At 66.7% G+C, this 25,133-nt stretch carries 24 protein-coding genes; 20 read left to right on the forward strand and 4 right to left on the reverse strand.

Annotated features, from left to right (window positions below):
* Nucleotides 1–17: 17 nt before the first annotated feature.
* Complete coding sequence (locus AC5P7F_RS12275; RefSeq protein WP_049405446.1) at nucleotides 18–653, forward strand: tetratricopeptide repeat protein; 636 nt, start codon at nucleotides 18–20, stop codon at nucleotides 651–653.
* 474 nt (nucleotides 654–1,127) lie between these two features.
* On the opposite strand, the gene AC5P7F_RS12280 is transcribed toward AC5P7F_RS12275, so the two are convergent.
* Nucleotides 1,128–2,612, reverse strand: coding sequence for an AAA family ATPase (locus AC5P7F_RS12280; RefSeq protein ID WP_014645482.1), 1,485 nt, complete (start codon nucleotides 2,610–2,612; stop codon nucleotides 1,128–1,130).
* Between the two features lie 123 nt (nucleotides 2,613–2,735).
* On the opposite strand from AC5P7F_RS12280, the gene AC5P7F_RS12285 reads away from it, so the two are divergent.
* The 9 genes from AC5P7F_RS12285 (at nucleotide 2,736) to AC5P7F_RS12325 (ending at nucleotide 11,712) form a co-directional block, all read left to right on the forward strand.
* On the forward strand, nucleotides 2,736–3,365 hold the full coding sequence (locus tag AC5P7F_RS12285) for a nucleotide-binding protein (RefSeq protein WP_005420986.1): 630 nt from the start codon (nucleotides 2,736–2,738) through the stop codon (nucleotides 3,363–3,365).
* 49 nt (nucleotides 3,366–3,414) lie between these two features.
* The gene (locus tag AC5P7F_RS12290; RefSeq protein ID WP_014035499.1) at nucleotides 3,415–3,891 is read left to right on the forward strand and encodes a SixA phosphatase family protein; all 477 of its coding nucleotides are present in this window, start codon (nucleotides 3,415–3,417) and stop codon (nucleotides 3,889–3,891) included.
* 4 nt (nucleotides 3,892–3,895) lie between these two features.
* Nucleotides 3,896–4,513 (forward strand): YceI family protein, encoded by a 618-nt coding sequence (locus tag AC5P7F_RS12295; protein WP_014645483.1) that lies wholly within the window; start codon nucleotides 3,896–3,898, stop codon nucleotides 4,511–4,513.
* The gene (locus tag AC5P7F_RS12300; protein WP_049408351.1) at nucleotides 4,510–6,567 is read left to right on the forward strand and encodes a phospholipase D family protein; all 2,058 of its coding nucleotides are present in this window, start codon (nucleotides 4,510–4,512) and stop codon (nucleotides 6,565–6,567) included. The genes AC5P7F_RS12295 and AC5P7F_RS12300 overlap by 4 nt, the downstream gene beginning before the upstream one ends.
* A gap of 10 nt (nucleotides 6,568–6,577) precedes the next feature.
* Nucleotides 6,578–7,012, forward strand: coding sequence for a hotdog fold thioesterase (locus AC5P7F_RS12305; RefSeq protein WP_481462557.1), 435 nt, complete (start codon nucleotides 6,578–6,580; stop codon nucleotides 7,010–7,012).
* Nucleotides 7,013–7,130: 118 nt separating this feature from the next.
* A complete protein-coding gene (locus AC5P7F_RS12310; protein ID WP_032961622.1) occupies nucleotides 7,131–7,922 on the forward strand; it encodes a lysophospholipid acyltransferase family protein in 792 nt (263 codons plus the stop codon).
* Between the two features lie 52 nt (nucleotides 7,923–7,974).
* Nucleotides 7,975–8,964, forward strand: a complete 990-nt coding sequence (locus tag AC5P7F_RS12315; protein ID WP_049408361.1) for a YheT family hydrolase — start codon at nucleotides 7,975–7,977, stop codon at nucleotides 8,962–8,964.
* A 56-nt stretch (nucleotides 8,965–9,020) separates the two neighbouring features.
* Nucleotides 9,021–11,090 carry a tetratricopeptide repeat protein gene (locus AC5P7F_RS12320; protein WP_032961627.1) on the forward strand — a complete coding sequence of 690 codons (2,070 nt, stop codon included), beginning with the start codon at nucleotides 9,021–9,023 and terminating at the stop codon, nucleotides 11,088–11,090.
* A 10-nt stretch (nucleotides 11,091–11,100) separates the two neighbouring features.
* Nucleotides 11,101–11,712: a YbhB/YbcL family Raf kinase inhibitor-like protein gene (locus AC5P7F_RS12325; RefSeq protein WP_032961630.1), complete on the forward strand. Its 612-nt coding sequence runs from the start codon at nucleotides 11,101–11,103 to the stop codon at nucleotides 11,710–11,712.
* A gap of 101 nt (nucleotides 11,713–11,813) precedes the next feature.
* On the opposite strand, the gene AC5P7F_RS12330 is transcribed toward AC5P7F_RS12325, so the two are convergent.
* From AC5P7F_RS12330 to AC5P7F_RS12340, 3 genes are all read right to left on the reverse strand, one after another.
* Nucleotides 11,814–12,347 (reverse strand): NAD(P)H-dependent oxidoreductase, encoded by a 534-nt coding sequence (locus AC5P7F_RS12330; RefSeq protein ID WP_164077972.1) that lies wholly within the window; start codon nucleotides 12,345–12,347, stop codon nucleotides 11,814–11,816.
* Between the two features lie 79 nt (nucleotides 12,348–12,426).
* On the reverse strand, nucleotides 12,427–13,254 hold the full coding sequence (locus AC5P7F_RS12335; RefSeq protein WP_197637338.1) for an META domain-containing protein: 828 nt from the start codon (nucleotides 13,252–13,254) through the stop codon (nucleotides 12,427–12,429).
* 73 nt (nucleotides 13,255–13,327) lie between these two features.
* Nucleotides 13,328–14,122, reverse strand: coding sequence for an undecaprenyl-diphosphate phosphatase (locus AC5P7F_RS12340; protein ID WP_164077202.1), 795 nt, complete (start codon nucleotides 14,120–14,122; stop codon nucleotides 13,328–13,330).
* Between the two features lie 222 nt (nucleotides 14,123–14,344).
* Between AC5P7F_RS12340 and glnA the strand changes: the two genes are divergently transcribed.
* The 10 genes from glnA to AC5P7F_RS12390 all read left to right on the forward strand — a co-directional run bounded on the left by glnA (nucleotide 14,345) and on the right by AC5P7F_RS12390 (nucleotide 25,070).
* Nucleotides 14,345–15,754, forward strand: coding sequence for a type I glutamate--ammonia ligase (gene glnA / locus AC5P7F_RS12345; RefSeq protein WP_164077203.1), 1,410 nt, complete (start codon nucleotides 14,345–14,347; stop codon nucleotides 15,752–15,754).
* Nucleotides 15,755–16,075: 321 nt separating this feature from the next.
* Nucleotides 16,076–16,414, forward strand: coding sequence for a P-II family nitrogen regulator (locus AC5P7F_RS12350; protein WP_004134334.1), 339 nt, complete (start codon nucleotides 16,076–16,078; stop codon nucleotides 16,412–16,414).
* Nucleotides 16,415–16,436: 22 nt separating this feature from the next.
* Nucleotides 16,437–17,867 carry an ammonium transporter gene (gene amt, locus AC5P7F_RS12355; RefSeq protein WP_495204183.1) on the forward strand — a complete coding sequence of 477 codons (1,431 nt, stop codon included), beginning with the start codon at nucleotides 16,437–16,439 and terminating at the stop codon, nucleotides 17,865–17,867.
* Nucleotides 17,868–18,141: 274 nt separating this feature from the next.
* Nucleotides 18,142–18,648 carry a hypothetical protein gene (locus AC5P7F_RS12360; RefSeq protein WP_152906982.1) on the forward strand — a complete coding sequence of 169 codons (507 nt, stop codon included), beginning with the start codon at nucleotides 18,142–18,144 and terminating at the stop codon, nucleotides 18,646–18,648.
* 563 nt (nucleotides 18,649–19,211) lie between these two features.
* Nucleotides 19,212–19,589, forward strand: coding sequence for a VENN motif pre-toxin domain-containing protein (locus AC5P7F_RS12365; RefSeq protein ID WP_032959340.1), 378 nt, complete (start codon nucleotides 19,212–19,214; stop codon nucleotides 19,587–19,589).
* Nucleotides 19,586–20,053 (forward strand): hypothetical protein, encoded by a 468-nt coding sequence (locus tag AC5P7F_RS12370; protein ID WP_136191730.1) that lies wholly within the window; start codon nucleotides 19,586–19,588, stop codon nucleotides 20,051–20,053. Before AC5P7F_RS12365 ends, AC5P7F_RS12370 begins: the two co-directional genes overlap by 4 nt.
* A gap of 463 nt (nucleotides 20,054–20,516) precedes the next feature.
* Nucleotides 20,517–21,263: an N-acetylmuramoyl-L-alanine amidase gene (locus tag AC5P7F_RS12375; protein WP_164077204.1), complete on the forward strand. Its 747-nt coding sequence runs from the start codon at nucleotides 20,517–20,519 to the stop codon at nucleotides 21,261–21,263.
* 67 nt (nucleotides 21,264–21,330) lie between these two features.
* Complete coding sequence (mltA, locus tag AC5P7F_RS12380) at nucleotides 21,331–22,497, forward strand: murein transglycosylase A (RefSeq protein WP_032959393.1); 1,167 nt, start codon at nucleotides 21,331–21,333, stop codon at nucleotides 22,495–22,497.
* Nucleotides 22,498–22,605: 108 nt separating this feature from the next.
* Entirely contained in the window at nucleotides 22,606–22,920 is a 315-nt protein-coding gene (locus tag AC5P7F_RS12385; RefSeq protein WP_005411860.1) for a hypothetical protein, read from the forward strand.
* Nucleotides 22,921–23,024: 104 nt separating this feature from the next.
* Complete coding sequence (locus tag AC5P7F_RS12390; RefSeq protein ID WP_164077205.1) at nucleotides 23,025–25,070, forward strand: TonB-dependent receptor domain-containing protein; 2,046 nt, start codon at nucleotides 23,025–23,027, stop codon at nucleotides 25,068–25,070.
* Nucleotides 25,071–25,133: the final 63 nt, after the last annotated feature.

A 25,133-nucleotide genomic window follows, 5' to 3' on the forward strand; every position in this document is an offset into this window, starting at 1 on the left:
CGGCCTGGGGAGAAGGGATGTCAGTTGCAGCAAAGATCCTGGGCAGCATGTTGCTGGTCTCGGGAACGGCCCCCGTGTGGGCCGCGCCGGCGGTGCCGGCACCACAGGAGTTCTACTTCGACAGCGATGCGGCCGCCGTGCCGATGGTCGTGGTCCAGTCCGACGGGGATGCGCTGGTGGCGCAGCTGCTCAAACAGCGCGAGCGCGGGCGGCGTACCGTGGAGGCCACCGTGCAGCTGGCGTCGGTGGCCATTGCGCAGGGCCGCACCGAGCTGGGTGAACAGCTGTATCGCGAAGCACTGAAGGATGCGCCGGTGCAGGGCAGCCTGGGCCGTAGCGTGCGCTGGAATTACGGCTGGGACCTACTGCGTCAGGGCCAGCCCGAAGCCGCCCTGGAGCAATGGCAGGCCGCTGCCGGTGGTTCGCTGAGCAAGCCGGGCTGGCTGCCACCCACCTATGCGCTGGCGCTGTGGCGGGCCGGGCAGAAGCAGGAGGCGGTGCAGTGGTATGCCGCAGCGGTGCGTACCGAGCCGACGCAATGGAGCGACAGCAGCCGTTTTGCGCAGTTGTTGCCGTTGTGGCGTGACGACGAGCGCGCCTCGCTGGCGGAAGTGCAGCAGGCCTGGGCGGCCGCGCCGCCGGCCTGGCCCTGAGGGAGGGGGGGGGGCGGGTTGCACCCGGCACCCGCAGAGGCAACGGCTGGAGCAACTGCAGCAGCCGAAGCAACAGCGGGCTTCCTGCGGGATGGCGGGGCACTGTGGGTTTGCGGGGCCGCCGTAAACCCATCCATGGGGGCTTGGTCGCCGCATCCATGCGGCTCACACCCCGCAAACCCACAGTGCCCCGCCTTCGACAGGTTCCGGCGGCTGTTGGTAGGTGTCGACCTTGGTCGACACGGTAGGTCCATGCCATGCGTGGATGAGATCTGCCAGGGATAGAAATCGAACTGGGGTCAGATCCGTTTTCCTCTGGAAAACGGATCTGACCCCAGGGCCTCAAGAGCAGCCAGCCAACCGCTTTTGCTTTTGCTTCTGCTCTTTTTCTTTCTTCCACGTGGCTGATCGCCAACCGCAGCTGTTGCTTTCAGCAACCAGCCACGAGGGGCTGCGCCGTTCGCTGGAAACCCCTCAATCGTCCGCGGAAACCGTCCGCCCCGACGCCCATGCCCGCAGTGCCTCTACCTGCTCGGCCATCAGCACCGACAGCGGCCGCGTCGCACGGATCTCGTTCATCAGCAGCTCGGTATCCAACGGCCGGCCTTCGGCGTGCGCCGCATACAGCCCGGCCACGATCGCCTGCTCGATCTCGGCGCCGGAGAAACCATTGGCCGCGGCCGCCAGCGCCGGCAGCGCGAAGTCGTCGCCGTTGAGCTGGCGTCGCCCCAGGTGCAGCCGCAGCAGCTCCACACGCACCTCAGGCGTGGGCAGATCGACGAAGAAGATCTCGTCAAAGCGGCCCTTGCGCAGCAGTTCGGCCGGCAACTCGTGTACCTGGTTGGCGGTGGCGACGATGAAGACCGGCGCCTTGCGTTCGGCCATCCAGGTCAGCAGGTAGCCGAGCACGCGGCGGGATACGCCACCGTCCTCGCCACCGCTGGCCAGGCCCTTCTCGATCTCGTCCATCCACAACACGCAGGGCGCCAGCTGCTCGGCCGAGGCCAGCGCCTGGCGCAGGTTGGCCTCGGTCTCGCCGTGGTACTTGTTGTACAGCGCGCCCACGTCCAGGCGCAGCAGCGGTACGCCGAAGCCGGCGGCGGTGGCCTTGGCCAGCATCGATTTGCCGCAGCCCTGCACGCCCAGCAGCAACATGCCGCGCGGCGGGTCCAGGCCGGCCGGTGCCGAGCCGGCGATGAAGGCCACCCGGCGCTGGCTGATCCAGCGCTTGAGCCGGTTGGCACCGGCCACGTCGCCGAAGCGCGCGCTGTCATGCTCGAAGAACAGGTGGCCGCTGCGGTTGAGCAGCTCGAACTTCAGCCGTGCCAGCTGCGGCAGGTCGTCGTCGCGCAGCGCGCCATCGGCGTAGATCAGCTGGCGGGCGATGCGGCGGGCATCGACCAGGCTCAGGCCCTGCAGGTTCTTCAGGATCTTCTTCACCGCCTCGCTGTCGACCTCGACACGGCGGCCGCCGTGTTCGCGCGCATAGGCGTCGGCCTCCTCGCGCAGCATCTTCAGCAGGGCGTTGGCATCGGGCAGGCGCGGGTTGAAGCGCACCGCCAGGGCCTCCAGCTCGGCCGGCAGCTCGACCTTGGCGCCGATCAGCACCAGCACATGCGGCTCGCTATGGCGGCGCTGGATCAGGTCGCGCAGCGCGCGCTGGTGGCTGGCATACCCCAGGTAGGGGTGGAAATCGAGCAGCAGGTAGACACCCCGCTGATCGGCCTGGCGGATCATCTGCAGGGCGGCGCTGGCATCGGGCGGGCCGACCGGCGGATCCTCGCGGTCCAGGTCGATGCGACGCAGGCCCTCGGTGATGGACCAGCGGTGCAGGGCCCGCCACACGTGCATCAGCGTCTGCCGGAACAGCTCGACGATGCGGGCCTCATCCTGGGTCTCGATCACGATCAGGGGGGTATTGGCGCGGATCAGTGCGCTCAGGTCCTGCAGTTCGCTCATGCCGGTTCGATCCTTCGGGGGCGCCACGATAGCAAAGGCGATGGCCACTGGTTCAGCACGGTGCTACCTCCCGTCACCACCGCCGGTGTACGCTCGGGGCACGTACCCGGAAGCGAGGCTGGCATGAAGACGATCCTGGTGGCCGGTTCCAAGGGCGGGGTGGGCAAGACCACCGTCGCCACCCACCTGGCCGCGTACGCGGCATTGCAGGGCAAGGCCACGGTGATCGCCGATGCCGACCCGCAGGGCTCCAGCACCCGCTGGGCACAACGGCGTGCAGGGCTGGAAAGCGCGGTGCTCCCCATCGATGTGTATCGGAAGAAGCAGTGGGCGCAGAAGCTGCCTGACGGTACCGATACCGTCATCATCGATGCACCGGCCGGTGCGCTGGCCGACGATATCCCCCATTTCCTGGACGCGGCCGACGCCGTGGTGGTGCCGGTGCTGCCCTCGGCGCTGGATATCGAAGCCATCGTCGGCTTCCTCAACAGCCTGGCCCAGAACCCGCGCGTGCACAGCCGCAAGCTGCCGGTGGGGCTGGTCCTCAACCGCACCAAACCCTGGACCCAGACTTCGCAGCAGGCGCTGCAGATGCTGGCCGAATGGCCATACCCGGTGGTCGCGCAGCTGCGTGACAGCCAGAGCTACGTGGTCATGACCGGCCTGGGCCGCAGCCTGTTCGACTATCGCTCCGCCCAGGTGCGCGAACACCAGGCCGACTGGGAGCCGCTGCTGTCCTGGCTCAAGCTTTGATGCCTGCCTCACTTCTCCTGCTGCATCCTCTTCTCCATGGAAACCCGCGATGCGTGAACTGATCCTGCTGCGCCATGCCCATGCCGAACCCGCCGTTTCCGGCCAGGCCGACCTCGACCGGCCGCTGTCGCCGGTGGGGCTCGCCGAGGCCGAAGCCGCCGGCAAGTGGTTGAAGGAAAACAACCTGCTGCCCGACTGCGTGCTGTGCTCGCCGTCGCGACGTACCCGCGAGACCCTGGAAGCGGTGATGACGGCCATCGGCTATGTCGAAAAGCGCCTGGAAGACCGGATCTACGAAGCCACCCCGGGCACCCTGGCGGCGCTGGTGGACGAGCGTCGTGACCTGGACCGGGTGCTGATCGTCGGCCACAACCCGGGCCTGGAGCAGCTGGTGGCCCTGATGACCGACGGCACCAGCAGTGACTATCGCGGCATGCCGCCGGGCGGCGTGGCCGTGCTTGGCTTCCCGCGCGAGGCCTCGATCGAACCCGGCGTGGCCAGCCTGAACGCGTTCTGGTGGCCGTGATCCGATGAGCCTGGCGCGGCGCAGCCGCTTCCTGCTGCCCGCGTTGCTGGCGCTCGGCCCGGCCTGGGCCGCGGCGCCCCCACCGACCCCGTTGCCGCCCGTGTCCGCCGAGGCGCCACGGGTATTGCGCCTGGATACCCAGCGCTCGCGGATCGGCTTCGAGGTGCGCACCCGATTCGGCCAGCGCATCGAAGGCGTGTTCCCGCACTTCGAGGGGCGTATCGAGATCCTGTCCGACGGCCGTCACCAGGTGCACCTGAAGATGTTCACCCGCTCGGTGGAGATCCCCGGCAAGGCGCGCTATACCGGCTGGATGCGCGGCGAGGAGTTCTTCGATGCCGGGCGCCATCCGGTGGTCGAGTTCGACTCGCTGCCCTACTGGCCGGAGACCGTGGAGCAGGGCGGCGCCATCAACGGCCGGCTGACCCTGCGCGGCATCAGCCACCCCGAGTCATTGCAGGTCGAGAAGGCGGAGTGCGCCCGACCCGGCTATGATTGCGACGTCGTCAGCCGCGGTACCGTGCAGCGAGGCCGGTACGGAATGGACAGCTGGCAGCTAGCCTTGAGTGACCGAGTGACCTTCGTATTGCGTGCGCGCCTGAGCGAGGCGCCGAAACCGTGAACCTCCTGCTGCGCGTCCTGGCGCTGGCAACCGTGTTGCTGGGCAGCGGTTGTGCATCGCTCTCGCATGCCGAGCGTGACCGTGCCGAAGCGATTGCCGTGCAGGCGCGCTCGACCGACGTCGACTGCCAGCGCGCCGACCGCTGCGCGCAGGACTCGCCGTTGCGTGCGCTGGCGGGCCGGGCGTTCACCGAATCCACCCCGGAACAGCCACGCCACTACGCCACCCTGCTCGACGAGGGCGAGGGCGCCCTGGTCGCGCGCCTGAACCTGCTGCGAAGCGCCACCCGCAGCATCGACCTGCAGACCTACATCTTCGACAAGGACGACAGTGCCCGGCTGGTCATCGACGAGCTGCTGGCCGCGTCGCGGCGCGGGGTGAAGGTGCGGGTGCTGATCGACCAGCTCTCGGCGATCTCCGACCTGCAGATCCTCGGCGCCCTGTCCGGCGCGCACCAGAACTTCCAGCTGCGGGTCTACAACCCGACCTTCGGCAAGGCCCGGCTGAACTACTTCGACTATGCCGGCAGCGTGCTGTGCTGCTTCCGCCGCTTCAACCAGCGCATGCACAACAAGCTGCTGGTGATCGACGATGCGATCGGCGTGGTCGGCGGCCGCAACTACCAGGACGACTATTACGACTGGGACCGCGAGTACAACTTCCGCGACCGCGACGTGCTGATCGCCGGCCCGGAGGCGCGGGCGATGGCGGCCAACTTCGATGCCTTCTGGCGCGCCAGGCGCAGCGTGCCGGCCGAGCGCCTGAACGATGTCGGCCGCACCCTGCTGCGCGAGGGCGTGCCGACCCTGCCGCCGGCCAGCTTCCGCCGCCCCGAGCGGGTGGAGCGGGTCAGTGCCGAAGCCAATGACATGGACTTCGTCAGCCGTTCCTTCGTCGATACCGCGTTGCCGGTGGCCTCGGTGCGCTATGTCGCCGACCTGCCGCGCAAGCACCGGCGCGAGAAGGCCGATGCGCCGCTGGCCGGACAGCACGTGACCGAGCCGCAGCTGGATGCGCTGATCGCCGGCGCGCAGAAGGAAGTGATCCTGCAGACGCCGTACCTGGTGCTGTCCAAACCGGCGCAGAAGCTGTTCCGCGAGCTGCGCAAGCGACCGCAGCCGCCGCGCGTGGTGGTGTCCAGCAACAGCCTGGCGGCGACCGACAACCCGATCGTCTATGCGCTGTCGTACAAGTACAAGCGGCGCAACATGCGCGAACTGGGCTTCAACATCTTCGAATACAAGCCGTTCCCGCTGGATGCACCGGTCGATTACCGCAACCTGCTGCCCGACCCGATCGCCGCGCCGGAAGGCGACGACGACGGCGGGCGCAACCCGCTGATCGGCGGCAGTGCTGCCGGCAGCAATGCCGGCGACCGTCGCGATCGCGATGAGCACCCGGCACCCACCGGCAAGCAGGGGCCGGTGAACCATCCGCGCACCGGCAGTGCCTACCAGAACGCGCGCGAGCGCCGCCGTGCGGCCGGCAGCGAGGTCGAAACGCGCCTGCTGCGCACCGAGACCCGGCCCTCGTTCCTGGGCAGCAAGGCGGTCAACAAGCCGTTGCCGGTCACCCGCAAGGGCGCGCGCATGGGCCTGCATGCCAAGTCGTTGGTGGTCGATCGCCGCATCGGCGTGGTCGGCACCCACAACTTCGACCCGCGCAGCGAGAACTACAACACCGAAGGCGCGGTGATCATCGATGACCCGGCCTTCGCCGAGCAGCTGGCCGAGAGCATCCTGCGCGACACCCACCCGCAGAACTCGTGGACGGTGGCGCCGCGGGCCAAGCCGCCGGTGCTGTCCGGGCTCAACTACAGCGTCGGCAAGGCCTCCGAAGCACTGCCGATCCTCGACTTCTGGCCGTGGCGCTATGCCACCGACTACGAGTTCAAGCCCGGCCCGGACTGCCCGCAGCCGTTGCCCCGGCAGGACCCGGGCTTCCACCGCTGCTATGTCGCCGTGGGTGATTTCCCCGAGGTCAATGTCGGCCCGAAGTGGCTGCTGGTACGCATGCTGACCGCATTCGGCGCCGGCCTCGTTCCCATCCTCTGAAGGTGCCCGCATGACCCAGGTGTTCCGCGAAGCCGTTTCCCTCGAGCAGCTCAATACGCTCAGCCGCAACACCGCGATCGCGTCGCTGGGCATCGTCTTCAGCGCGGCCGGTGACGACTGGCTGCAGGCCACCATGTCGGTGGACGAGCGCACCCGCCAGCCCTACGGCATCCTGCATGGCGGCGCGTCGGTGGTGCTGGCCGAGACCCTGGGCAGCAGCGCCGGCAACCTGTGCGTGGATACGGCCAAGCAGATCTGCGTGGGGCTGGAAATCAACGCCAACCACGTGCGTGCGGTGCGTTCGGGCACGGTCACCGGCACCGCCCGCGCGCTGCACGTGGGCCGCAGCACCCAGCTGTGGGAGATCCGCATCGAGGACGAGCAGGGCCGGCTGGTGTGCATCTCGCGGCTGACCCTGGCGGTGGTGGCGGCCGGCCACGGCTGAGCCCCGGACGGGCGGTGACGGCAGCGGAACCCAGCGTTCCCTGCCGATTGCCCCGGTCGATGGGTGTTATGGCCTAAATCGGCTGGCAGCGATGACGGCCCTCCGGTATCGTGCGCGGATGACTTCCCCCACTCCGGCCCCCCGCGGCGGCGTGGCGCGTGTGTGCCGTTACCTGTACCGCGTACCGCTGCTGTTGGTCCACATCATCGTGTTCCTGCCGCTCATCCTGATCGGCATGCTTCGGCCGTGGGGCGAACTGCGCGTGGGCGAGGCGACCCTGGGGGCCAAAGTGGTCAACTGGTGGCAGGGCGGGCTGATGTGGATCTTCGGCTTCCGCCTGGTGCAGATCGGCAGGCCGCTGCCCGGCGCCGTGCTGTTCGTCGCCAACCACGTCAGCTGGGTCGACATCTGCATCCTGCACAGCCAGCGCATGATGGGCTTCGTCGCCAAGCGCGAGATCGCCAGCTGGCCGCTGGTCGGGTGGCTGGCCGCGCGCGGGCAGACCATCTTCCACCAGCGCGGCAACACCGAATCGCTCGGTGGCGTGATGCAGGTGATGGCCGATCGCCTGCGCGAAGGCAAGGCAGTGGGCGTGTTCCCCGAAGGGCGTACCCGCGGTGGCCACGAAGTGGGCCCGTTCCATGCCCGCATCTTCCAGGCGGCGGTTGAGACCGGCGTGCCGGTGCAGCCGGTGGCTCTGGTGTACGGGCTCAAGGGCGACGCGCAGACCATTGTCGCGTTCGGCCCCGGCGAGAGTTTCTTCGCCAATTTCCTGCGCCTGCTCGGTGAGCCGGCGCGGCGTGCGGAAGTGCATTTCCTGGCACCGATCGGTGCGCAGGACCTGGAAGGCCGTCGGCGCATCGCGGAGACGTCGCGCGCGCGCATCGTGGCGGCCATGAGCACGCAGTGAGGGTGCGGTGGCCCTGATCCCGCCACCCGTCCTGGACGCCGGCACGCCGACGCTGCACGCGGCTGACTACCAGCCACCGCGCTGGCTGCGCAATCCGCACCTGCAGTCGATGCTCAGCTCCAGCCGCATGCGCCTGCAGCGCGGCCTGCTGCTGCTGGCCGCGACCGGCGCGATCAGCGAGGAACTGATCCTCGACGGCGGCGACGGCGTGCGCCTGCAGGGCTGGCACAGCCATGTCGAAGGCCGCGAACCCAAGGGCATGGCCCTGCTGCTGCATGGCTGGGAAGGCAGTGCCGAATCCAGCTACATGCGCATGGCGGCCGCGCGCATGCTCGAACAGGGCTTCGACGTGGTGCGGCTGAATTTCCGCGACCACGGCAATACCCATCACCTCAACCCCGGCATCTTCCACTCCAACCTGATCGACGAAGTGGTGCATGCCGCAGGCGATATCGCCCAGCGCTGGCCGCAGCTGCCGCTGGTGGCCGCCGGCTACTCGCTGGGCGGCAACTTCGTGCTGCGCCTGGCCCTGCGTGCGCCGGCGGCCGGCGTGCCGCTGCTGCGCGTCGCCTCGGTATGCCCGGTGCTGGACCCGGCGCTGACCATGGAGAGCATCGAGAACGGCCCGGCAATGTACGACTGGTACTTCCGGCGCAAGTGGGCCGGTTCGTTGCGGCGCAAGCGCGACCTGTTCCCCGAACTGAGCGACTGCGACGACCGCGTGCTGAAGCTGGACATCCGTGCGTTGACCGCCTGGCTGGTCGAGCGCCACACCAGTTTCGGCTCGTTGCAGGCCTATTTCGACGGCTACTCGATTGCCGGCGATCGCCTGTCCTCGCTGCAGGTGCCGGCCGACATCCTGATGGCACAGGACGACCCGGTGATCCCGTACGCGACCTTCAGCGACTGGCAGCTGCCGCGCCAGGCGCACCTGGAAACCGCCTGCTGGGGCGGCCACTGTGGCTTCCTGGAAAACTGGCGCGGTGACGGCTTCTCCGAGCGCTGGGTGGCGCAGCGCCTGCAGCGCGTGCTGCAAGGCTGAACCGGCACGGGCGCGCAGGCCGCTACAATGCGGGTTTGCCCTTGAACCGGACCGCCATGCAAGACCAGATCATCCAAGCGTTGCGCCAGAACGAGGCCGACCAGGCCGTGCAGCTGGCCCAGGCGTGGACCCGTGATGAACCCGGCCAGGCCGAGGCCCACCGCTGGCTGGCGCTTGCGCTGCAGCAGCAGGGCAAGGCCGAGGACGCGATGGAGGCCCTGCAGCAGGCGCTGCAGCTGGCCCCGGACAATGCCCAGCTGCACCTGCAGCACGCAGGCCTGCTGCTGGCCCTGCGCCAGTTCGACGGCGCTGGCGAAGCACTGACGCGCACCACCGGGCTGGACCCGAACGCCTTCGCTGCCTACCTGATGCAGGCCCACCTGGCGATCGGCCGCAACGATTTCGATGAAGCGCAGCGCCTGTCCACCCTGGCCTCGCGTGTCGAACCGGACCACCCGGAACTGCTGACCATCGACGGCATGATCGCGCTGCGCCGCGATGATGCCGATCGCGCGCTGACGCTGCTGTCGGCCGCCAACCAGGCCCAGCCCAACGACATTCGCGTGCTCTACGCACTGGGCTTCGCCTACCTGGGCAAGAACATGCTGGCCTTCGCCGAGCAGGCGTTCCGCCGCGTGCTGGAACTGAACCCGACCATCGCCTCGCTGCATGGCCTGGTGGTGCAGCTGGCCATGCGCCAGGGCAACCTGGACGCTGCCGCCGAAGCGATGCAGATCGCGCTGCAGCAGCAGGGCCTGGATACGCCATCGATGCGCCGCCTGGCCGGCGAACTGGCACTGCGCAGCGGCCAGCCGCTGCAGGCGCTGGAGCACCTGCTGCCGTTGCTGGAATCGCTGCCTGACGACCGCGACGTACTGCAGTTGCTGCTGATGTCCTGGCAGCGCCTGGGCCGCGAAGACGAGGCCCGCGCACGCCTGGATGCCGCCCTGGAGCAGCACCCGCAGCTGCACGACCTGTGGCTGGCACGCCTGGCGGTGGAAGAGGTCGGCAGTGCCACCGCCGCCGCCACGGTCGAGCGCTGGATGGACGCGATGCCGGGCCACCTGCCGGCGCTGGAAGCGCGCCTGCGCCTGCACGACATGGTGGGCGAACACGCCCAGGCCGAAGCGATCGCCGAGCGCATCGTCAACCTCGAACCGGGCCGCGTCAGCGGCGAAACCCGCCTGGTCGAAGGCCTGCTGCAGCGCGATCCGGCCGCCGCGGTCGCCCGCGTGCAGGCGCTGATCGACATGGCACCGGAAGGCCACCGCGCCGACCTGCGCACCTGGCTGGGTGAGATCCAGGATCGCGCCGGGCAGCACGAAGACGCGCTGCAGACCTGGCTGGCACTGCAGGCCGACCAGGCACCGCAGCGCCTGCCGCTGCCGCCGCAGGCCAAGGCGCCGCCGAGCTGGCCGGACAAGGGCGAGATCGACGGTGATGCCACTTCCGCGCCAATCTTCCTGTGGGGCGCGCCGGGTTCGGGCGTGGAGCGCGTGGCGACCGGCCTGGCCGCCGCCAGCCCGGTGCTGCGCAGCGACCGCTATACCTCCAACGCACCCGACGACGCGTTCCAGAACTACCACACGCTGCAGGACCTTGCCTCGGGCGTGCTGACCCCGGAGCGGCTGGTGCAGCGCTGGCGCGAACAGCTGCCGTCGCGCGGCGTGCAGGACGACGCGATCATCGACTGGCTGCTGTGGTGGGACAACGCGCTGCTGTGGGCGCTGCGCCCGCAGCTGCCGCAGGGCCGCCTGCTGGTGGTGCTGCGCGATCCGCGCGACATGCTGCTGGACTGGGTGGCCTACGGTGCCGCCGCACCGCTGGCAATGACCTCGCTGGCCGAAGCCAGCGAATGGCTGGCGCGCGCGCTGGCCCAGGTCGCCGCCCTGCACGAGGACGATCTGTACCCGCAGGTGCTGCTGCGCATCGACCAGATCGGCAACGATCCGCAGGCGATGGCCGAACTGCTGGGCCGCCTGTTCGAGCGGCCGATGCCGCCAGCCGCGCAACTGGGTGCGCCGCGCTTCCCGCCGGGCCACTGGCGCAACTACCGCGACGTGATGAGCGCCGCCTTCGCCAAGCTCACCCCGATCGCGGTGCGCCTGGGTTATCCGGAAGAGTGAGGACACGCCGATGCAACTGAGCAGCCACAGCCTGACCAACGGTGCACCGATCGACCGCGAATTCGCCGCCGGCGATGCCGCGGGCTTCGCACCGGACCGCAATCCGCACCTGGCCTGGAGCGATGTGCCGGAGGGCACCCGTTCGTTCCTGCTGGTGTGTGTCGATCCGGACGTGCCGACCGTGCCGGAGACGGTCGGCCGCACCGACATGAGCGTGCCGCGCGACCAGCCGCGCTGTGATTTCGTGCATTGGGTAATGGCCGACATTCCGGCCTCGGTGCGCGAGATCGCCGCAGGCAGCTGCAGCGACGGCTTCGTGGTGAAGGGCAAGTCCAAACCGGCCGGCCCGGCCGGCAGCCGCCAGGGCCTGAACGACTTCACCGGCTGGTTCGCAGGCAATCCGGACATGGCCGGTGACTACCTGGGCTATGACGGCCCGTACCCGCCGTTCAACGACGAACGCCTGCACCACTACTTCTTCCGCGTGTTCGCGCTGGACGTGGCATCGCTGCAGCTGCCGGCACGCTTCACCGCCGCCGACGCCTACCGCGCCATGCACGGCCACGTGCTCGCCGAAGCGGCACTGCACGGCACCTACACCTTGAACCCGGCGCTGGGCTGAGAGCCCTTGTAGGGCCGGGGCATGCCCGGCTTTGCTTTCTGCAGAGTCGAGCCATGCTCGACTATGCCTTGTAGAGCCGAGCCCATGCTCGGCTGCTTCTGCTACGCAATGGACCTGCAGTAAACAGCAAACCCTGCCAGGAACGCATCCGCTTCGGCGCGATGCACTTCCGACTGAAGCACCTCGAAGATCTCCTCCGGTTCCAGGCCCAGCACCGGTACACGCAGGAACAGCGTTGTACTGAACGCGGCACTGACCGTGGACAGCACCGCGCGAAGTGCCTGCAGCATGTCCTCGCCACGATGGGACGCATGCACTAACGCAATGGGCCGACCGATGATCTGGTCGCCGGATACGAGCCAGTCGATCGCATTCTTCAATCCGCCGGGAATGCCACGCACGTATTCAGGGCTGCACACCAGCACACCGTCGCTGCGGGCGATGGCCGCCTTGAAGCGCGTCACGCTGCAGGGTTCATCGGTGCCTTCCAGATCGGGGGAGAACACCGGAAGTTCGCCGACCCCGGCGTAGACCTCGATCTCCATGCCGGGCGGCGCGATGGCTTTCAGGGCCACCAGCAGAGCGGTGTTGGTCGACTGCCGGCGCGCGCTGCCGGATATGGCGAGAATCTTCATCGTGGCAAGGCTGGCACGTGGGGCTGCGTCGACGCTACAGAACGTAGAAGGGCGACCTCGTGGCCGCCCTTCTGTTTATTTACTTCTTCTCGATGGCCGACTCGACCACCATGTCCAGCACGTACGCCTGCGACGGCGCATCGGCCGGCGGGTTCTTCACTTCGTAGCGCTTCACGCGCACCACGTTGCGCACGCCGTCTTCGTGGGTGTAGCCCTCGATGGTGCCGTAGAAGTTCTCGAACTTGCCCGGCTCACCCTGCTTCAGGCCCTTGTCGTCGAACTTCACTTCGCGCACCTGCAGGCACTGGTAGTCCGGGATCAGCGGGTGCGAGCACTTCTGCGTCTTGGCGGCCACTTCCAGGAACACGGTTTCGCCGGCGCCGCCGTAGCGGGTTTCAGCGGTCGGCTCCGGGTTGAACACCAGCACGTCGCCCTTGGCGTTGGTCAGCGTCAGCTTGCCATCGGCATCCTGCTCGGCCTTCAGCTCGCCCTGCAGGCGGCTCGACACGGCTTCGTCCAGCGCCATCAGCGCCTTGTCGGTGCAGGCCATCATGGTCGAGGCCATCGCGCTGACCGTCAGCTTGCCGTCGGCCAGGGTGTAGCCGCCGCCCATGCGGTTGCAGGTGTTGCTGACCGACAGTCGGCCATCTGCGAAGTCCAGGGTGACCGGCTTGTGTTCGCGGGCGAACAGCGCGTCGATGCGCTTGCCGTCGGCGCCGGTGGCCTGCTGCAGCAGCCAGTGCTGGCTCTGCAGGCGCTGCGCATCCAGGTGCGCCAGCGTCTGCTGGTCTGCTGCCTTGGCCGCGGCCGGGGCCACGTCGTCGCCGCCGGTGCCGGCCGGGGCCGGGTTCTGGCTGCAGGCGGCCATCAGGGCCAGCGGGAGGAGCAGGGTGAGCTTGCGGTTCATGGTGATTCTCCTTGGGGAACCGTGGGGGAAACGGGGTGGGGCCGGCAACGGGGTTACCGTACCCCAGCGCTGTTCAGCTGCCGGAGGGCAACCACAGCAGCAGCGCCGCGCCCAGTGCGATGCGGTAGATCGCGAAGGCGGTGAACCTGTGCGACTTGATGTAGCCCATCAGCCACTTCACTACGACGAAGCCGGTGATGGCCGCGGCAAGGAAGGCCACGCCCACGTCGGCCCAGTCCTCGCTGCCCAGCTGCCCGGCCTTGGCCATTTCCAGGAAGGTGTAGGCGCTGGCGGCGAACATGGTGGGAATGCCGACCAGGAACACGAACTCGGCGGCGGCGGCGCGGCGGCTCAGGCCCAGCAGCATGGCCAGGAAGATCGCCGAGGCCGAGCGCGAGGTGCCGGGGAACACGCCGGCCACGACCTGTGCCAGGCCCACGCCGATCGCCACTGTCCAGGTCACCTGGTCGCGGTCGGGCAGGCGCGCGGTGTAGGCCTCCACCAGCAGCATCCAGACACCACCGATGATCAATGCCCAGGCCACCGGGCTGACCGTCTCCGGCAGCGACCAGCCGGCCTTGCGCACCACCAGGCCGACCACGGCGGTGACCAGGAAGGCGGCGCCCAGCTTGAACACGTACTCACGGTTCTCGCGCTGGTTGAAGCCGGTGGCCAGCTGCAGCAGGCGCTGGCGGAACACCAGCATCACGGCCACGATCGCGCCGGCCTGGATGACGATGTTGAAGAAGTCCGAGCGGGCACCCAGCCAGTGCTGGGCGATGAGCAGGTGGCCGGTGCTGGAGATCGGCAGGAACTCGGTCAAGCCTTCGAGGATGCCCAGCAGCAGGGCGGAGAGCAGGTCGGACATGGACGGTGCGTGACGCGCGGCGGAAGGAAGAAGGTCGAGAGGATAGACGATCCCTGCCGCACCAAACGGGTGCGTCTGGTGGCGGGTGCACCCGTTTGGTGCGCACCGTTCTGCACCGCCACGGAGCGCCCTTTTTGAAATCAATGACTTGCGGCCGGCGAAAAGTTGGCACGGTCGTTGCTGTACCTCAGCAGGCATTCATCCCCATCCGAGGTCGTACCGATGTCCGTGGAAAACGTTGAGAAGCTGATCAAGGACAACCAGATCGAGTTCGTCGATCTGCGTTTCGTGGATATGCGTGGCGTCGAGCAGCACGTCACCTTCCCGGTCAGCATTGTCGAACCGTCGCTGTTCGAAGAAGGCAAGATGTTCGACGGCAGCTCGATCGCCGGCTGGAAGGGCATCAACGAATCGGACATGGTCCTGCTGCCCGACACCACCAGCGCCTACGTCGACCCGTTCTACGCAGATCCGACCATCGTGATCAGCTGCGACATCCTCGATCCGGCCACCATGCAGCCGTACGGCCGCTGCCCGCGCGGCATCGCCAAGCGCGCCGAGGCCTACCTGAAGTCCTCCGGCATCGCCGAAACCGCGTTCTTCGGTCCGGAGCCGGAGTTCTTCATCTTCGACTCGGTCCGTTTCGCCAATGAAATGGGCAACACCTTCTTCAAGGTCGATTCCGAAGAAGCCGCCTGGAACAGCGGCGCCAAGTACGACGGCGCCAACAGCGGCTACCGTCCGGGCGTGAAGGGCGGCTACTTCCCCGTGCCGCCGACCGACACCCTGCACGACCTGCGCGCCGAGATGTGCAAGACCCTGGAACAGGTCGGCATCGAAGTGGAAGTGCAGCACCACGAAGTGGCCACCGCCGGCCAGTGCGAGATCGGCACCAAGTTCAGCACCCTGGTGCAGAAGGCCGATGAACTGCTGCGCATGAAGTACGTGATCAAGAACGTCGCGCACCGCAACGGCAAGACCGTCACCTTCATGCCCAAGCCGATCGTGGGCGACAACGGCAGCGGCATGCACGTGCATCAGTCGCTGTCCAAGGGCGGCACCAACCTGTTCTCCGGTGACGGCTACGGTGGCCTGAGCCAGCTGGCGCTGTGGTACATCGGCGGCATCTTCAAGCACGCCAAGGCCATCAATGCCTTCGCCAACTCGGGCACCAACAGCTACAAGCGCCTGGTGCCGGGCTTCGAGGCGCCGGTGATGCTGGCCTACTCGGCCCGCAACCGTTCGGCCTCGTGCCGCATTCCGTGGGTGTCCAACCCGAAGGCGCGCCGCATCGAAATGCGCTTCCCGGACCCGATCCAGTCCGGCTACCTGACCTTCACCGCACTGATGATGGCCGGCCTGGACGGCATCAAGAACCAGATCGACCCGGGTGCACCGAGCGACAAGGACCTGTACGACCTGCCGCCGGAGGAAGAGAAGCTGATCCCGCAGGTCTGCTCCTCGCTGGACCAGGCGCTGGAAGCGCTGGACGAGGACCGCGAGTTCCTGAAGGCCGGCGGCGTGATGAGCGATGACTTCATCGACGGCTACATCGCGCTGAAGATGCAGGAAGTGACCAAGTTCCGCGCGGCCACCCACCCGCTGGAATACCAGCTGTACTACGCCAGCTGACCGGATGCGATGGCGGTGGGTTCCCCCTCCCACCCGCCGCCATCGCTTCCGTTTTCGCGGCTGGGGAGCCGCGGTCAGATCGGGGTCGGATCCCATTCGTTTACGAATGGGCGCTGATCCCTATCCAGGGGCAAGAGAGAGACCGGATACGCGACCAGGGCCGCCCTCCCTCCCGCGTCGGTCGTGCAAGGAGAGAGGCACGGCCGTCCCGGCCCTGTACGTGTCCGGTGCAACAGCCACGGTCATCATCCTGATGACCCGTGGTTGCCTGATGCCAACGCGCGCTGGCGCGCTGGCCCCATCCACCCTCGGGACATGCGCATGAAACTGATCTCCGCCATCATCCGACCGTTCAAGCTCGACGAGGTCCGCGAGGCCCTGTCCGATGCAGGCGTGTCGGGCATCACCGTGACCGAAGTGAAAGGTTTCGGTCGCCAGAAGGGCCACACCGAGCTGTATCGCGGCGCCGAGTACGTCGTCGATTTCCTGCCCAAGATCAAGATCGAAACGGTGGTCACCGACGAGCGTGCCGACGCGGTGATCGAAGCGATCCAGTCGTCGGCAGGCACCGGCAAGATCGGTGACGGCAAGATTTTCGTCACCGCCGTCGAACAGGTCATCCGCATCCGCACCGGCGAAATCGGTGCCGACGCGCTGTAACCCCCTTCCGGAGATTCCCCCCATGAAGATGCGCCTTCTCACCGGGTGGCAAGCCCGGTTCCACCTGGTGTGCCTGTTGACGCTGCTCAGCGCACTGGCCGCCGGTGCCTGGCCGGGCAGCGCCCATGCCCAGGCCCAGGTATCGCCGTTGCCGAGCGAAAGCGTGGCGGTCGAGCCGCTGCACGATGCGGCCGCCACCGCCGCGGCGCCGGCCGTGGCCGAAGCGGCCGCCGCCTATGATCGTGGCGACGTCGCCTGGATGCTCACCTCGACCCTGCTGGTGCTGTTGATGGTGGTACCGGGCCTGGCCCTGTTCTACGGCGGCCTGGTGCGTTCGAAGAATGTGCTGTCGGTGCTCAGCCAGATCCTGGTGGTGTTCTCGCTGGTGCTGCTGCTGTGGGTGGCCTATGGCTACAGCGCGGTGTTCAGCGCCGGCAATCCGTTCTTCGGCTCGTTCACCGAATTCGCCTTCCTCAAGGGCTTCACCCCGGAGTCGGTGGGCAACACGCCGATCAAGGGCCTGCCGGACTATCTGTTCGTCGCGTTCCAGTCGACCTTTGCCGGCATCACCACCGCGCTGATCGTCGGTGCCTTCGCCGAGCGCATCAAGTTCCGCGCGGTGCTGCTGTTCTCGGCGCTGTGGTTCACCCTCAGCTACATCCCGATGGCACATATCGTCTGGGGTGGCGGCTACCTGGGTGAGCTGGGTGCCATCGACTTCGCCGGCGGTACCGTGGTCCACATCAACGCGGGCGTCGCCGGCCTGGTCGGCGCGTGGTTCGTCGGTAAGCGCCTGGGCTATGGCCAGACCGCGCTGAAGCCGCACAATGTGCCGTTTACCTACATCGGCGCGATGCTGCTGTGGGTGGGCTGGTTCGGCTTCAACGCCGGCTCGGCAGCAGCGGCCGACACCGTGGCCTCGCTGGCCTTCCTCAACACCGTGCTGGCCACCGCCGCTGCCGTGCTTGGCTGGACCCTGGTGGAGGCGATCGGCAAGGGCAAGCCTTCGGCGCTGGGCGCTGCGTCGGGTGCGGTGGCCGGTCTGGTCGGCATCACCCCGGCCTGTGGCACCGTCGGGCCGCTTGGCGCGATCGTGATCGGTTTTGTCGCCGGCGTGGTCTGCGTGTGGGGCGTGACCGGCCTGAAGCGCCTGCTGAAGGTGGACGACACCGCCGACGTGTTCGGTGTGCATGGTGTCGGCGGCATCGTCGGCGCGATCCTCACCGGCGTGTTCAGTGCGCAGTCGCTGGGCGGCACAAAGGCCGATCTGGATATCGCCCATCAGGTCTGGGTGCAGGTGGTCAGCGTCGGCCTGACCGTGGTGTGGTCGGCGGTGATGACCGCGGTCATCCTGCTGGTGGTCAAGGTCGTGGTCGGCCTGCGGGTGACCGAAGAGGCCGAACGCACCGGCCTGGATGTGACTTCGCACGGCGAGTCCGCCTACGAGGCCTGACGTGGCGGCGCACTGACGTGGTGGGTGCCGACCGTTGGTCGGCACTTCCACTGTCCTTGTTCTGGTAGGTGCCAAGCTTGCTTGGCACGGGGTCTGGGTCTGCTCTGGTGGGTGCCGACCGTTGGTCGGCACAGCGGGTAGCCCATCCACGCATGGCGTGGCTCTACCGTTCCTGCTCCAATGGCTGTCTGCAGGTGGGCGTGTACACGCCTCCAACGACCTCGATGGACTACAGAACGGAGTAGGCGTGATTCAGGCGACTTCCGCAGCAGTGATGGAAGACATCGAATGGTATGTCTACCTGCTGACCCTGGACGACTACAGTCCGCATGCGCTGGTGCGTAGTGTGGCCGGCGCAGGAGATCGAGAACACTGGAGCTTCGCTGTGGAGCTCACCTATCGCTGCCTTTCCTCCGGTCTGTGGCGACTCTCCTACGGCCTGCCTCCGGAGCTGGGGCTTTCCAGCATCGATCGTCGATCCGAGCACCAGCAGTCTGATCAACATCATGGTGCCTGGAGCACATGCATTGGATCCGGGCTTTGTGATCCGACAGGTGCTTCCGGATGGATTCGGTGGATTCTCAGTCTCAACCAGAGGCTGGGGTACGGGTTCGCGTCCAATGTTCAACTCGAATTGGTGGGCCAAGTGTGGAGTTCCAATACGCGCGATACTGGTGGCGAAGTTGGCAAGTTGCGGTGGCCTTGGAGTACTTTTCCCTCAAGGCAGAAATGCATGAGCTACCGGGGCTCTGATGGAAAGATGGTGGAGATCTGCCAGTGAGTGAGCGTGAGTTGGGGGCAAAGATTGTGTCTGTGATTGCCAGCTCCGTGCTTGGAGCGGCTCTATTCATAGGCATTCCGCTGAGTTCTCGGATAGGCAGCTTTTCGCAGGCTGCAATTTTCACATCGCTGGTTTGCGCCATAGCCGCTGTGTCGGGCCTCATCTTCGGTGTGCCCGGGGTTATGCTTGTGGACAAGTTTCTTCCGCGGTTCAAAGCTCGTTATGTTGTAGCTGCACCAATCTGTGCCTTGTTGGCGTGGCTCGCGTTCGAGGGTGCCTTCTCTCCTGGCGCTTGGATAAAGGTCTGGACCAGTCCTTCCTTTTGGTTTGGGTGGGCTCCCAGGCGCGCTGGCATCATGCTTTTCATCGGGTTGGCCGTGGGTGCCTTCTACATGTTGATCTGGCCGCGGATTGGACGAATGATGAAGGTCAACACGGCCTTGTGACTGAGGGCGATGGAATCGGGTGTCTGTGCGCAGCAAGGTGGCGGCGGCAAATAGCCAGGCATACAGCGGCGCGGGGAAGTAGGGGGCATCGATGAGTACAACCGTGCACTGAACGCAGTGACGACGGCGCTGGTGGGCGGTGTGGCGGGACAGGGCGCTGGCCAGGCCGCGTCCAATGCACTGGCGCCCTATGCCGCTCACTTCATCGGCAGCACGCTTGACCCGAACCACGGCAGCGACCCCAATGCGACTCTGCAACTGCTGTCGCATGCGGTGTTGGGTGCGCTGCTGGCGGAAGCCGATGGTGGCAGTGCGGGAACCGGAGCCGTGTCCGCGGCCGGCGGCGAGTTGGCCGCGAAGGTACTGACTAATACATTGACCGGCGGAGACCCCTCCAAGCTGAGCCCGGAGCAGAAAGAGATGGTGCTGGCGTTGTCGCAGGCAGTTGGCGCACTGGCGGGCGGGCTGTCGGAGCAAAAGAAGGTCACGAAATGAGTGCTAGTGATGTGAAAGATGCTGGAAGAATTTCCGTTCAGGCTGCATATGTATTGATGTGCGTGTTCCTTCAGAAGTATATGGAGAGGGGGGAGGGGCAGGACACTCTTGTTGATCTGTTATCTTCGGGAGGGTCATTTCTATGGGCGAATGGCTTGCCCAACGATCCGGCAATGTGGGATGACTGGTGTGATGCATTTGCAGAGGTTGTCATCGTGGGGAGTGCTCTTAATTCTGAATTTTGTAGCGCACAAATTAATTCGTCGGGCGAGTACTTGGCGTTGCTGGATGCGTTCTCGGTAATGATGGTATTCCTTGAGTCGATTTTTGATCGATCTGGTGAGGATCTTCCGCTGTTCGAAGTTGTTGTTCGCCTTATGTCGCCTCTAGGTGATTCCGGTTGTCTTGATGATTCCTCTGTCTGGGCTGAGTGGGTGGAGTCGGTTAGGAAGGTGAGGGCATAGGGTTCTGGGCGGTTGCTTGTTCAATGGAAGTTGGGGTTAAACGGCCGCCTCGATGAAGTTGCTCGGCTTGACGGTGTTGCCAGTCTGTATGTCACCGGTCGAAGCAGTGGTGACGCGCTAAGGTAGATTTCTCCGCAATGCGGGCGCGGAGGGATTAACCAGATCGGCCACTGGCGGGATCTGAAGGGCCGTTGATGAATCATTTTGTTCAAGTTGTTATGACGGTTGTTCCCTGGGTTCACGTGTCCACGGTGTTGGAATCGATTCGGCGGCATGGCTGGGTCCGTTTCGAGGATTGAAGGTAGGTGATGAGGAACTTGGGCGCTTGGCTATTCGAATTGGAGTTTGAGATTTGGGCATGAGGTGGGGGCGTTATTGAGTTTTTTGCATGACAGCTCCCCAGTTCTCCAGCGATCCGGACGAAGCGAAGAACCACGGCTGCAGTCATGGTTACAATTCGTCCATGATCAGCCCCCGCCTTCTGGCTTCCACACTGCTGGCCCTGGCCCTTTCGGCCTGCACCGCCACCGCGCCTGTGCAGCACAACCCGCTCGCCACCTGGGTCCCATCACCCAACCAGAACGCGCGCACCCCGGTCATCATCGTCATCCACCACACCGAGCAGAAGTCGGTGCAGCAGAGCCTGCATACGTTGCGCACGGCCAACAGCGGTGGGCCGGTCAGTGCGCACTACCTGATCGGCGCCGATGGCCATCGTTACCAGCTGGTCGCTGATGAGCGCCGTGCCTGGCACGCCGGCGCCGGGCGCTGGGGCACCATCACCGATCTCAATTCGGCTTCGATCGGTATCGAGCTCGACAACGATGGCCGCAGCCCGTTCAGTGCGGCACAGATCGAATCTCTGATCGTGCTGCTGCGCGATCTCACCACGCGCCTGAACATCCCGCCGCGCCAGGTGATCGGCCATGCCGACCTGGCGCCGACGCGCAAGCAGGATCCGAGCCGCTTCTTCCCGTGGCAACAGCTGGCTGAGGTCGGTTTCGGCGTGTGGCCGCGCGCGGCCGACGGCGCGGCACCGGAAGGTTTCGACGCGTGGAATGCGCTGGCCCGCTTCGGCTATCCGCTCGACAACCGCGACGCCACCGTCGCTGCGTTCCACCGCCGCTTCCGTGGCCGCGACGACCTGCCGAAGACGCTGGATGCCGAGGACGCCCGCATCCTGCACTCGCTGCTGCTGCAGACGCCGTGACTCCGCGCATGAACGCTTGGCCCCGCGCTGGGTTGCCGCCCAGCGGCCGGCCCGCCACCATGGCGGCATGATCGATTCCGCCACCTTCTTCAAGCGCAAGCACTGGACCCTGCTGGCAGCGGCCGTGCTCGCCGGTTGCGCCACCACCGCTCCCCGCACGGGCTCCGAAGCGCCCACGCCGACCTCGCCGCCGGCGGCCACCTACGCCAAGGTCGGCTGGAAAGCCCTGCCAGCGGTCTCGGACAGCGATCTGCAGGCCGGCTTCGTGGCTTGGCGCAGCAGCTGCGCCCGCCTGAAAAACGACGCTGTCTGGGCCAAGCCCTGCGCCACCGCCGCAGCGGTGTCAGACAAGAACCCGGCCGCGATCCGCCAGTTCCTGCAGCGCGACCTCGATGCCTATGCGCTGCGTGCCGGTGGCCATCAGGCCGACGGATTGATCACCGGCTACTACGAGCCGATCTACCCCGGCAGCCTTACCCGCACCGACAAGGCGACGGTGCCGGTGTACGGCACGCCGGATGATCTGGTGGTGGTGCAGCTGGACAGCCTCTACCCGGAACTGAAGGGCAAGCGCCTGCGCGGGCGCGTCGAAGGCAAGGTGCTCAAGCCCTATGACGACGCCGGCACCATCGCGGCCAAGGGCGCCAAGGCGCCGGTGCTGGCCTGGCTGACCGATCCGATGGACCTGCAGTTGCTGCAGATCCAGGGGTCCGGCCGCGTGCGCCTGGCCGATGGCAAGCAGGTACGGCTGGCCTATGCGGAACAGAACGGCCACCCCTACCGCGCGATCGGTCGCTGGCTGGTGGACCAGGGCCAGCTGAAGAAGGAAGACGTCACCATGGATGCGATCCGCGCCTGGGCCCGGGCCAATCCCGCGCGCGTGCCGGAACTGCTGCGCAGCAACCCCAGCTATGTGTTCTTCGTGCGCAATCCGGACAGCCCGGAAGGCCCGCGTGGTTCACTGAACGTGCCGCTCACCGCGGGCTACAGCGTGGCGGTAGACCGTACCGTGGTGCCGCTGGGCAGCCTGCTGTGGCTGTCGACCACGCGCCCCGATGGCACGCCCGTGGTACGCCCGGTGGCTGCGCAGGACACCGGCGGCGCCATCGCCGGCGAGGTGCGCGCCGACTTGTACTGGGGCAGTGGCGATGCCGCCGGCAAGCTGGCCGGCGACATGAAGCAGAAGGGCAACATCTGGATGCTGTGGCCGAAGGGCGTGCCCCTGCCGAACTGAACCAGCAGGGGGCGGATCCCTTTCCAAAGGAAAGGGCTCTGGCCCCGGATGCCTGATAATGGCGCCATTCCGAACTTTCCGGCCGCGCCTGCGGCCAGGACCCCTGCAATGACCTACGCAAAGCACAACGCAAAACCCGGCGCGAAATCCGCCGCAAAGAAGTACTACAAGCACTGGGCCGAATCGGGCCTGGGCAAGGGCAACGTGCTGATGGAAGCGCGCGGCGACAAGATCGTGCGGCAGGTGGAAATCTACGGCACCAAGATGGTCTGGGCCGACGAGCACGCCCACAGCGATGACCGTTTCCTGCTGGCCGACCAGCCGGTGTCGTTCCTGGATTTCGACGAGGACGACGAAATCTCCGCGCGTGAATTCGAAGCCGCCTGGAAGAAGGCACGGGAAGCCACCGGCTACCCGGTGTAATCCCCCCGGCTCCCGCCCTTGTAGCGCCGAGCCTTGCTCGACGCTGCAAAAGCGGGCATGTGAAATGTTATATGATTACATTTCACCGCAACTGCCTCCTTCCCATGAAGACCTCCACCCTTGTGGCCGCCCTGGCGGCCGCACCGTTCGCCCCTGAAGCTCTCGCACAGTCCGCCGATGCCGCGCTCACCCTCGGCAAGGTGCAGGTGCACCAGCACGGCGAAGGCCAGCTCAGTGCGCACCAGGTGCTGACCTCGGTGGACGTGCTCGGCGCGGACCAGATCGAAAACCGCAACGTCTCGCACAGCTGGGAACTGCTCGGGCAGATGCCCGGCATCCAGCTCACCGAAACCCGGCAGGGTGCCGAATCGGGCAAGGTCAGCTTCCGCGCCTTCAACGGCGAGGGCTACCTCAATGCCATCAAGACCCTCATCGACGGCATCCCCAGCAACGTCAACAGCGGCAACCAGCGCTTCATCGACATGCTGTTCCCGCTGGACATCAGCTACATCGAAGTAGTGCGTGGTACCAACGATCCGCGCTATGGCCTGCACAACATCGGCGGCAACGTGAACTTCGGTACGCGCCAGGGCGGCAGCTACACCGATGCGCGCCTGGCCTACGGCAGCTACAACACCCGTGATGCGCAGCTGGCGATTGGCCGCGAAGCCAATGGCTTCGCGCAGAACTACTTTGTCGGCACCCAGGCCAGCGATGGTTATCGCGACCACGACACCTCCAGGAAGTACTCGCTGGGCGGCAAGTGGTTCTTCGGCACGCTGGACGAAGGGCTGCGCGTGGGCCTGACCGCGCGCGCCTACCACCATGAGGCCGACGAACCGGGCTTCATGACCGCCGAGGAACTGCGCACGCACCGCCGTGGCAGCGAGCTGCGCAACGGCAACGACGGCGATGACCGCGACATGCGCCAGATCGCCGCGCACGTCGACCTGAAGCTGTCCGACGCACTCACCTTCGGCACGCGGCTCTACTACAACCGCTATGAAGACGACCGCCGCGTGACCTTCAGCGACCTGCCCACCGGCAACCTGCCGCGCCAGCGCCGCGTGTGGGATGAACGCCAGACTGGCCTGCTCAGCACGCTGACGTGGCAGGCCAGCTCCACGCTTACCGTCGAAGGCGGCCTGAACTGCGAGCAGCAGGACAACGGCTATATCCGCGAGCGCTATGCCTACGCCGAACCGACCGATTACAGCCAGCCGCCGGCGCGCGTGCAGAACGACGACCGCCACAGCTTCGACAACTGGGGCGCCTACGTGCAGGCGATCTACCAGCCCGCCGAGGCGTGGAAGATCGTGCCGGCCTATCGTATCGATCGCTTCAGTGGCAGCACGCACCTGATGAACGGCATCACCGCCCGGCTGCAGGATTACGGCAGCATCGGCCAGCCCAAGCTGAGCATCATCCACAGCCTGGGCCAGACCACCCACGTCTACGCCAACTGGGGCCGCACCTTCCAGGTGCTGACCGGGTCCACCGCACCGGCCTACCTCACCCCGGGGCAGGCGCCGATGCAGCCGTCCACCAATACGGGCATGGAGCTGGGCCTGAAGTTCCAGCCGTTCCAGGGCGCCCAGGCGCGCCTGGCGGTGTGGCAGCAGGACGCGGAAAACGAGGTATCCAACATGCCTGCCACCGGCACCACGGTCACCCTGGGCAAGACCCGCCGGCGCGGCGTGGATGCGCAGTTGAGCCTGCAACTGGGCGATGACTGGACGGTATGGGCGTCGCACGCCTACCAGGAAGCGAAGATCACCCGCGACGACCGCGATGCCGGCATTTCCCTGCACGGCCGCGAAGTGGCCGCCACCCCGCGCCACATCAGCAATCTGGGTGTGGACTACCGCGCCAGCGACGCGCTACGCCTCGGCCTGCAGGCACGCGCGCAGGGCGACTACTACCTTGAGGAGCGCAACGTGGCCGGCAAGTTCGGTGGCTTCGCCGTGCTCGACCTCAGTGCTGCCTATCAGCTCACCCCGCGTTTCAGCGTGGACCTGCAACTGAAGAACGTCACCGGCCGCCAGTACGCCTACGCCTGGTACGACAGCTTCTTCTGGGACAGCGCCCGCCCGATGTTCTCGCCGGCGCCGGGCCGCAGCGTATTCGTCGGCCTCAACATGAAGCTGTAGCCGGCCACGCATCTGGCAATGGTCGAGCTTGCTCGACCTGCAGCAGGGGTCAGAGCCCTTTCC

The sequence above is a fragment of the Stenotrophomonas sp. YJH_SMC_105-26 genome, assembly GCF_059368915.1.

Bases quoted from the DNA above. Each gene is read 5' to 3' on its own strand.
- AC5P7F_RS12275 (WP_049405446.1), top strand. From the start codon at position 18: ATGTCAGTTGCAGCAAAGATCCTGGGCAGCATGTTGCTGGTCTCGGGA.
- AC5P7F_RS12280 (WP_014645482.1), bottom strand. From the start codon at position 2,612: ATGAGCGAACTGCAGGACCTGAGCGCACTGATCCGCGCCAATACCCCC.
- AC5P7F_RS12285 (WP_005420986.1), top strand. From the start codon at position 2,736: ATGAAGACGATCCTGGTGGCCGGTTCCAAGGGCGGGGTGGGCAAGACC.
- AC5P7F_RS12290 (WP_014035499.1), top strand. From the start codon at position 3,415: ATGCGTGAACTGATCCTGCTGCGCCATGCCCATGCCGAACCCGCCGTT.
- AC5P7F_RS12295 (WP_014645483.1), top strand. From the start codon at position 3,896: ATGAGCCTGGCGCGGCGCAGCCGCTTCCTGCTGCCCGCGTTGCTGGCG.
- AC5P7F_RS12305 (WP_481462557.1), top strand. From the start codon at position 6,578: ATGACCCAGGTGTTCCGCGAAGCCGTTTCCCTCGAGCAGCTCAATACG.
- AC5P7F_RS12310 (WP_032961622.1), top strand. From the start codon at position 7,131: ATGACTTCCCCCACTCCGGCCCCCCGCGGCGGCGTGGCGCGTGTGTGC.
- AC5P7F_RS12320 (WP_032961627.1), top strand. From the start codon at position 9,021: ATGCAAGACCAGATCATCCAAGCGTTGCGCCAGAACGAGGCCGACCAG.
- AC5P7F_RS12325 (WP_032961630.1), top strand. From the start codon at position 11,101: ATGCAACTGAGCAGCCACAGCCTGACCAACGGTGCACCGATCGACCGC.
- AC5P7F_RS12330 (WP_164077972.1), bottom strand. From the start codon at position 12,347: ATGAAGATTCTCGCCATATCCGGCAGCGCGCGCCGGCAGTCGACCAAC.
- AC5P7F_RS12335 (WP_197637338.1), bottom strand. From the start codon at position 13,254: ATGAACCGCAAGCTCACCCTGCTCCTCCCGCTGGCCCTGATGGCCGCC.
- AC5P7F_RS12340 (WP_164077202.1), bottom strand. From the start codon at position 14,122: ATGTCCGACCTGCTCTCCGCCCTGCTGCTGGGCATCCTCGAAGGCTTG.
- glnA (WP_164077203.1), top strand. From the start codon at position 14,345: ATGTCCGTGGAAAACGTTGAGAAGCTGATCAAGGACAACCAGATCGAG.
- AC5P7F_RS12350 (WP_004134334.1), top strand. From the start codon at position 16,076: ATGAAACTGATCTCCGCCATCATCCGACCGTTCAAGCTCGACGAGGTC.
- amt (WP_495204183.1), top strand. From the start codon at position 16,437: ATGAAGATGCGCCTTCTCACCGGGTGGCAAGCCCGGTTCCACCTGGTG.
- AC5P7F_RS12360 (WP_152906982.1), top strand. From the start codon at position 18,142: ATGGAAGACATCGAATGGTATGTCTACCTGCTGACCCTGGACGACTAC.
- AC5P7F_RS12370 (WP_136191730.1), top strand. From the start codon at position 19,586: ATGAGTGCTAGTGATGTGAAAGATGCTGGAAGAATTTCCGTTCAGGCT.
- AC5P7F_RS12375 (WP_164077204.1), top strand. From the start codon at position 20,517: ATGATCAGCCCCCGCCTTCTGGCTTCCACACTGCTGGCCCTGGCCCTT.
- mltA (WP_032959393.1), top strand. From the start codon at position 21,331: ATGATCGATTCCGCCACCTTCTTCAAGCGCAAGCACTGGACCCTGCTG.
- AC5P7F_RS12385 (WP_005411860.1), top strand. From the start codon at position 22,606: ATGACCTACGCAAAGCACAACGCAAAACCCGGCGCGAAATCCGCCGCA.
- AC5P7F_RS12390 (WP_164077205.1), top strand. From the start codon at position 23,025: ATGAAGACCTCCACCCTTGTGGCCGCCCTGGCGGCCGCACCGTTCGCC.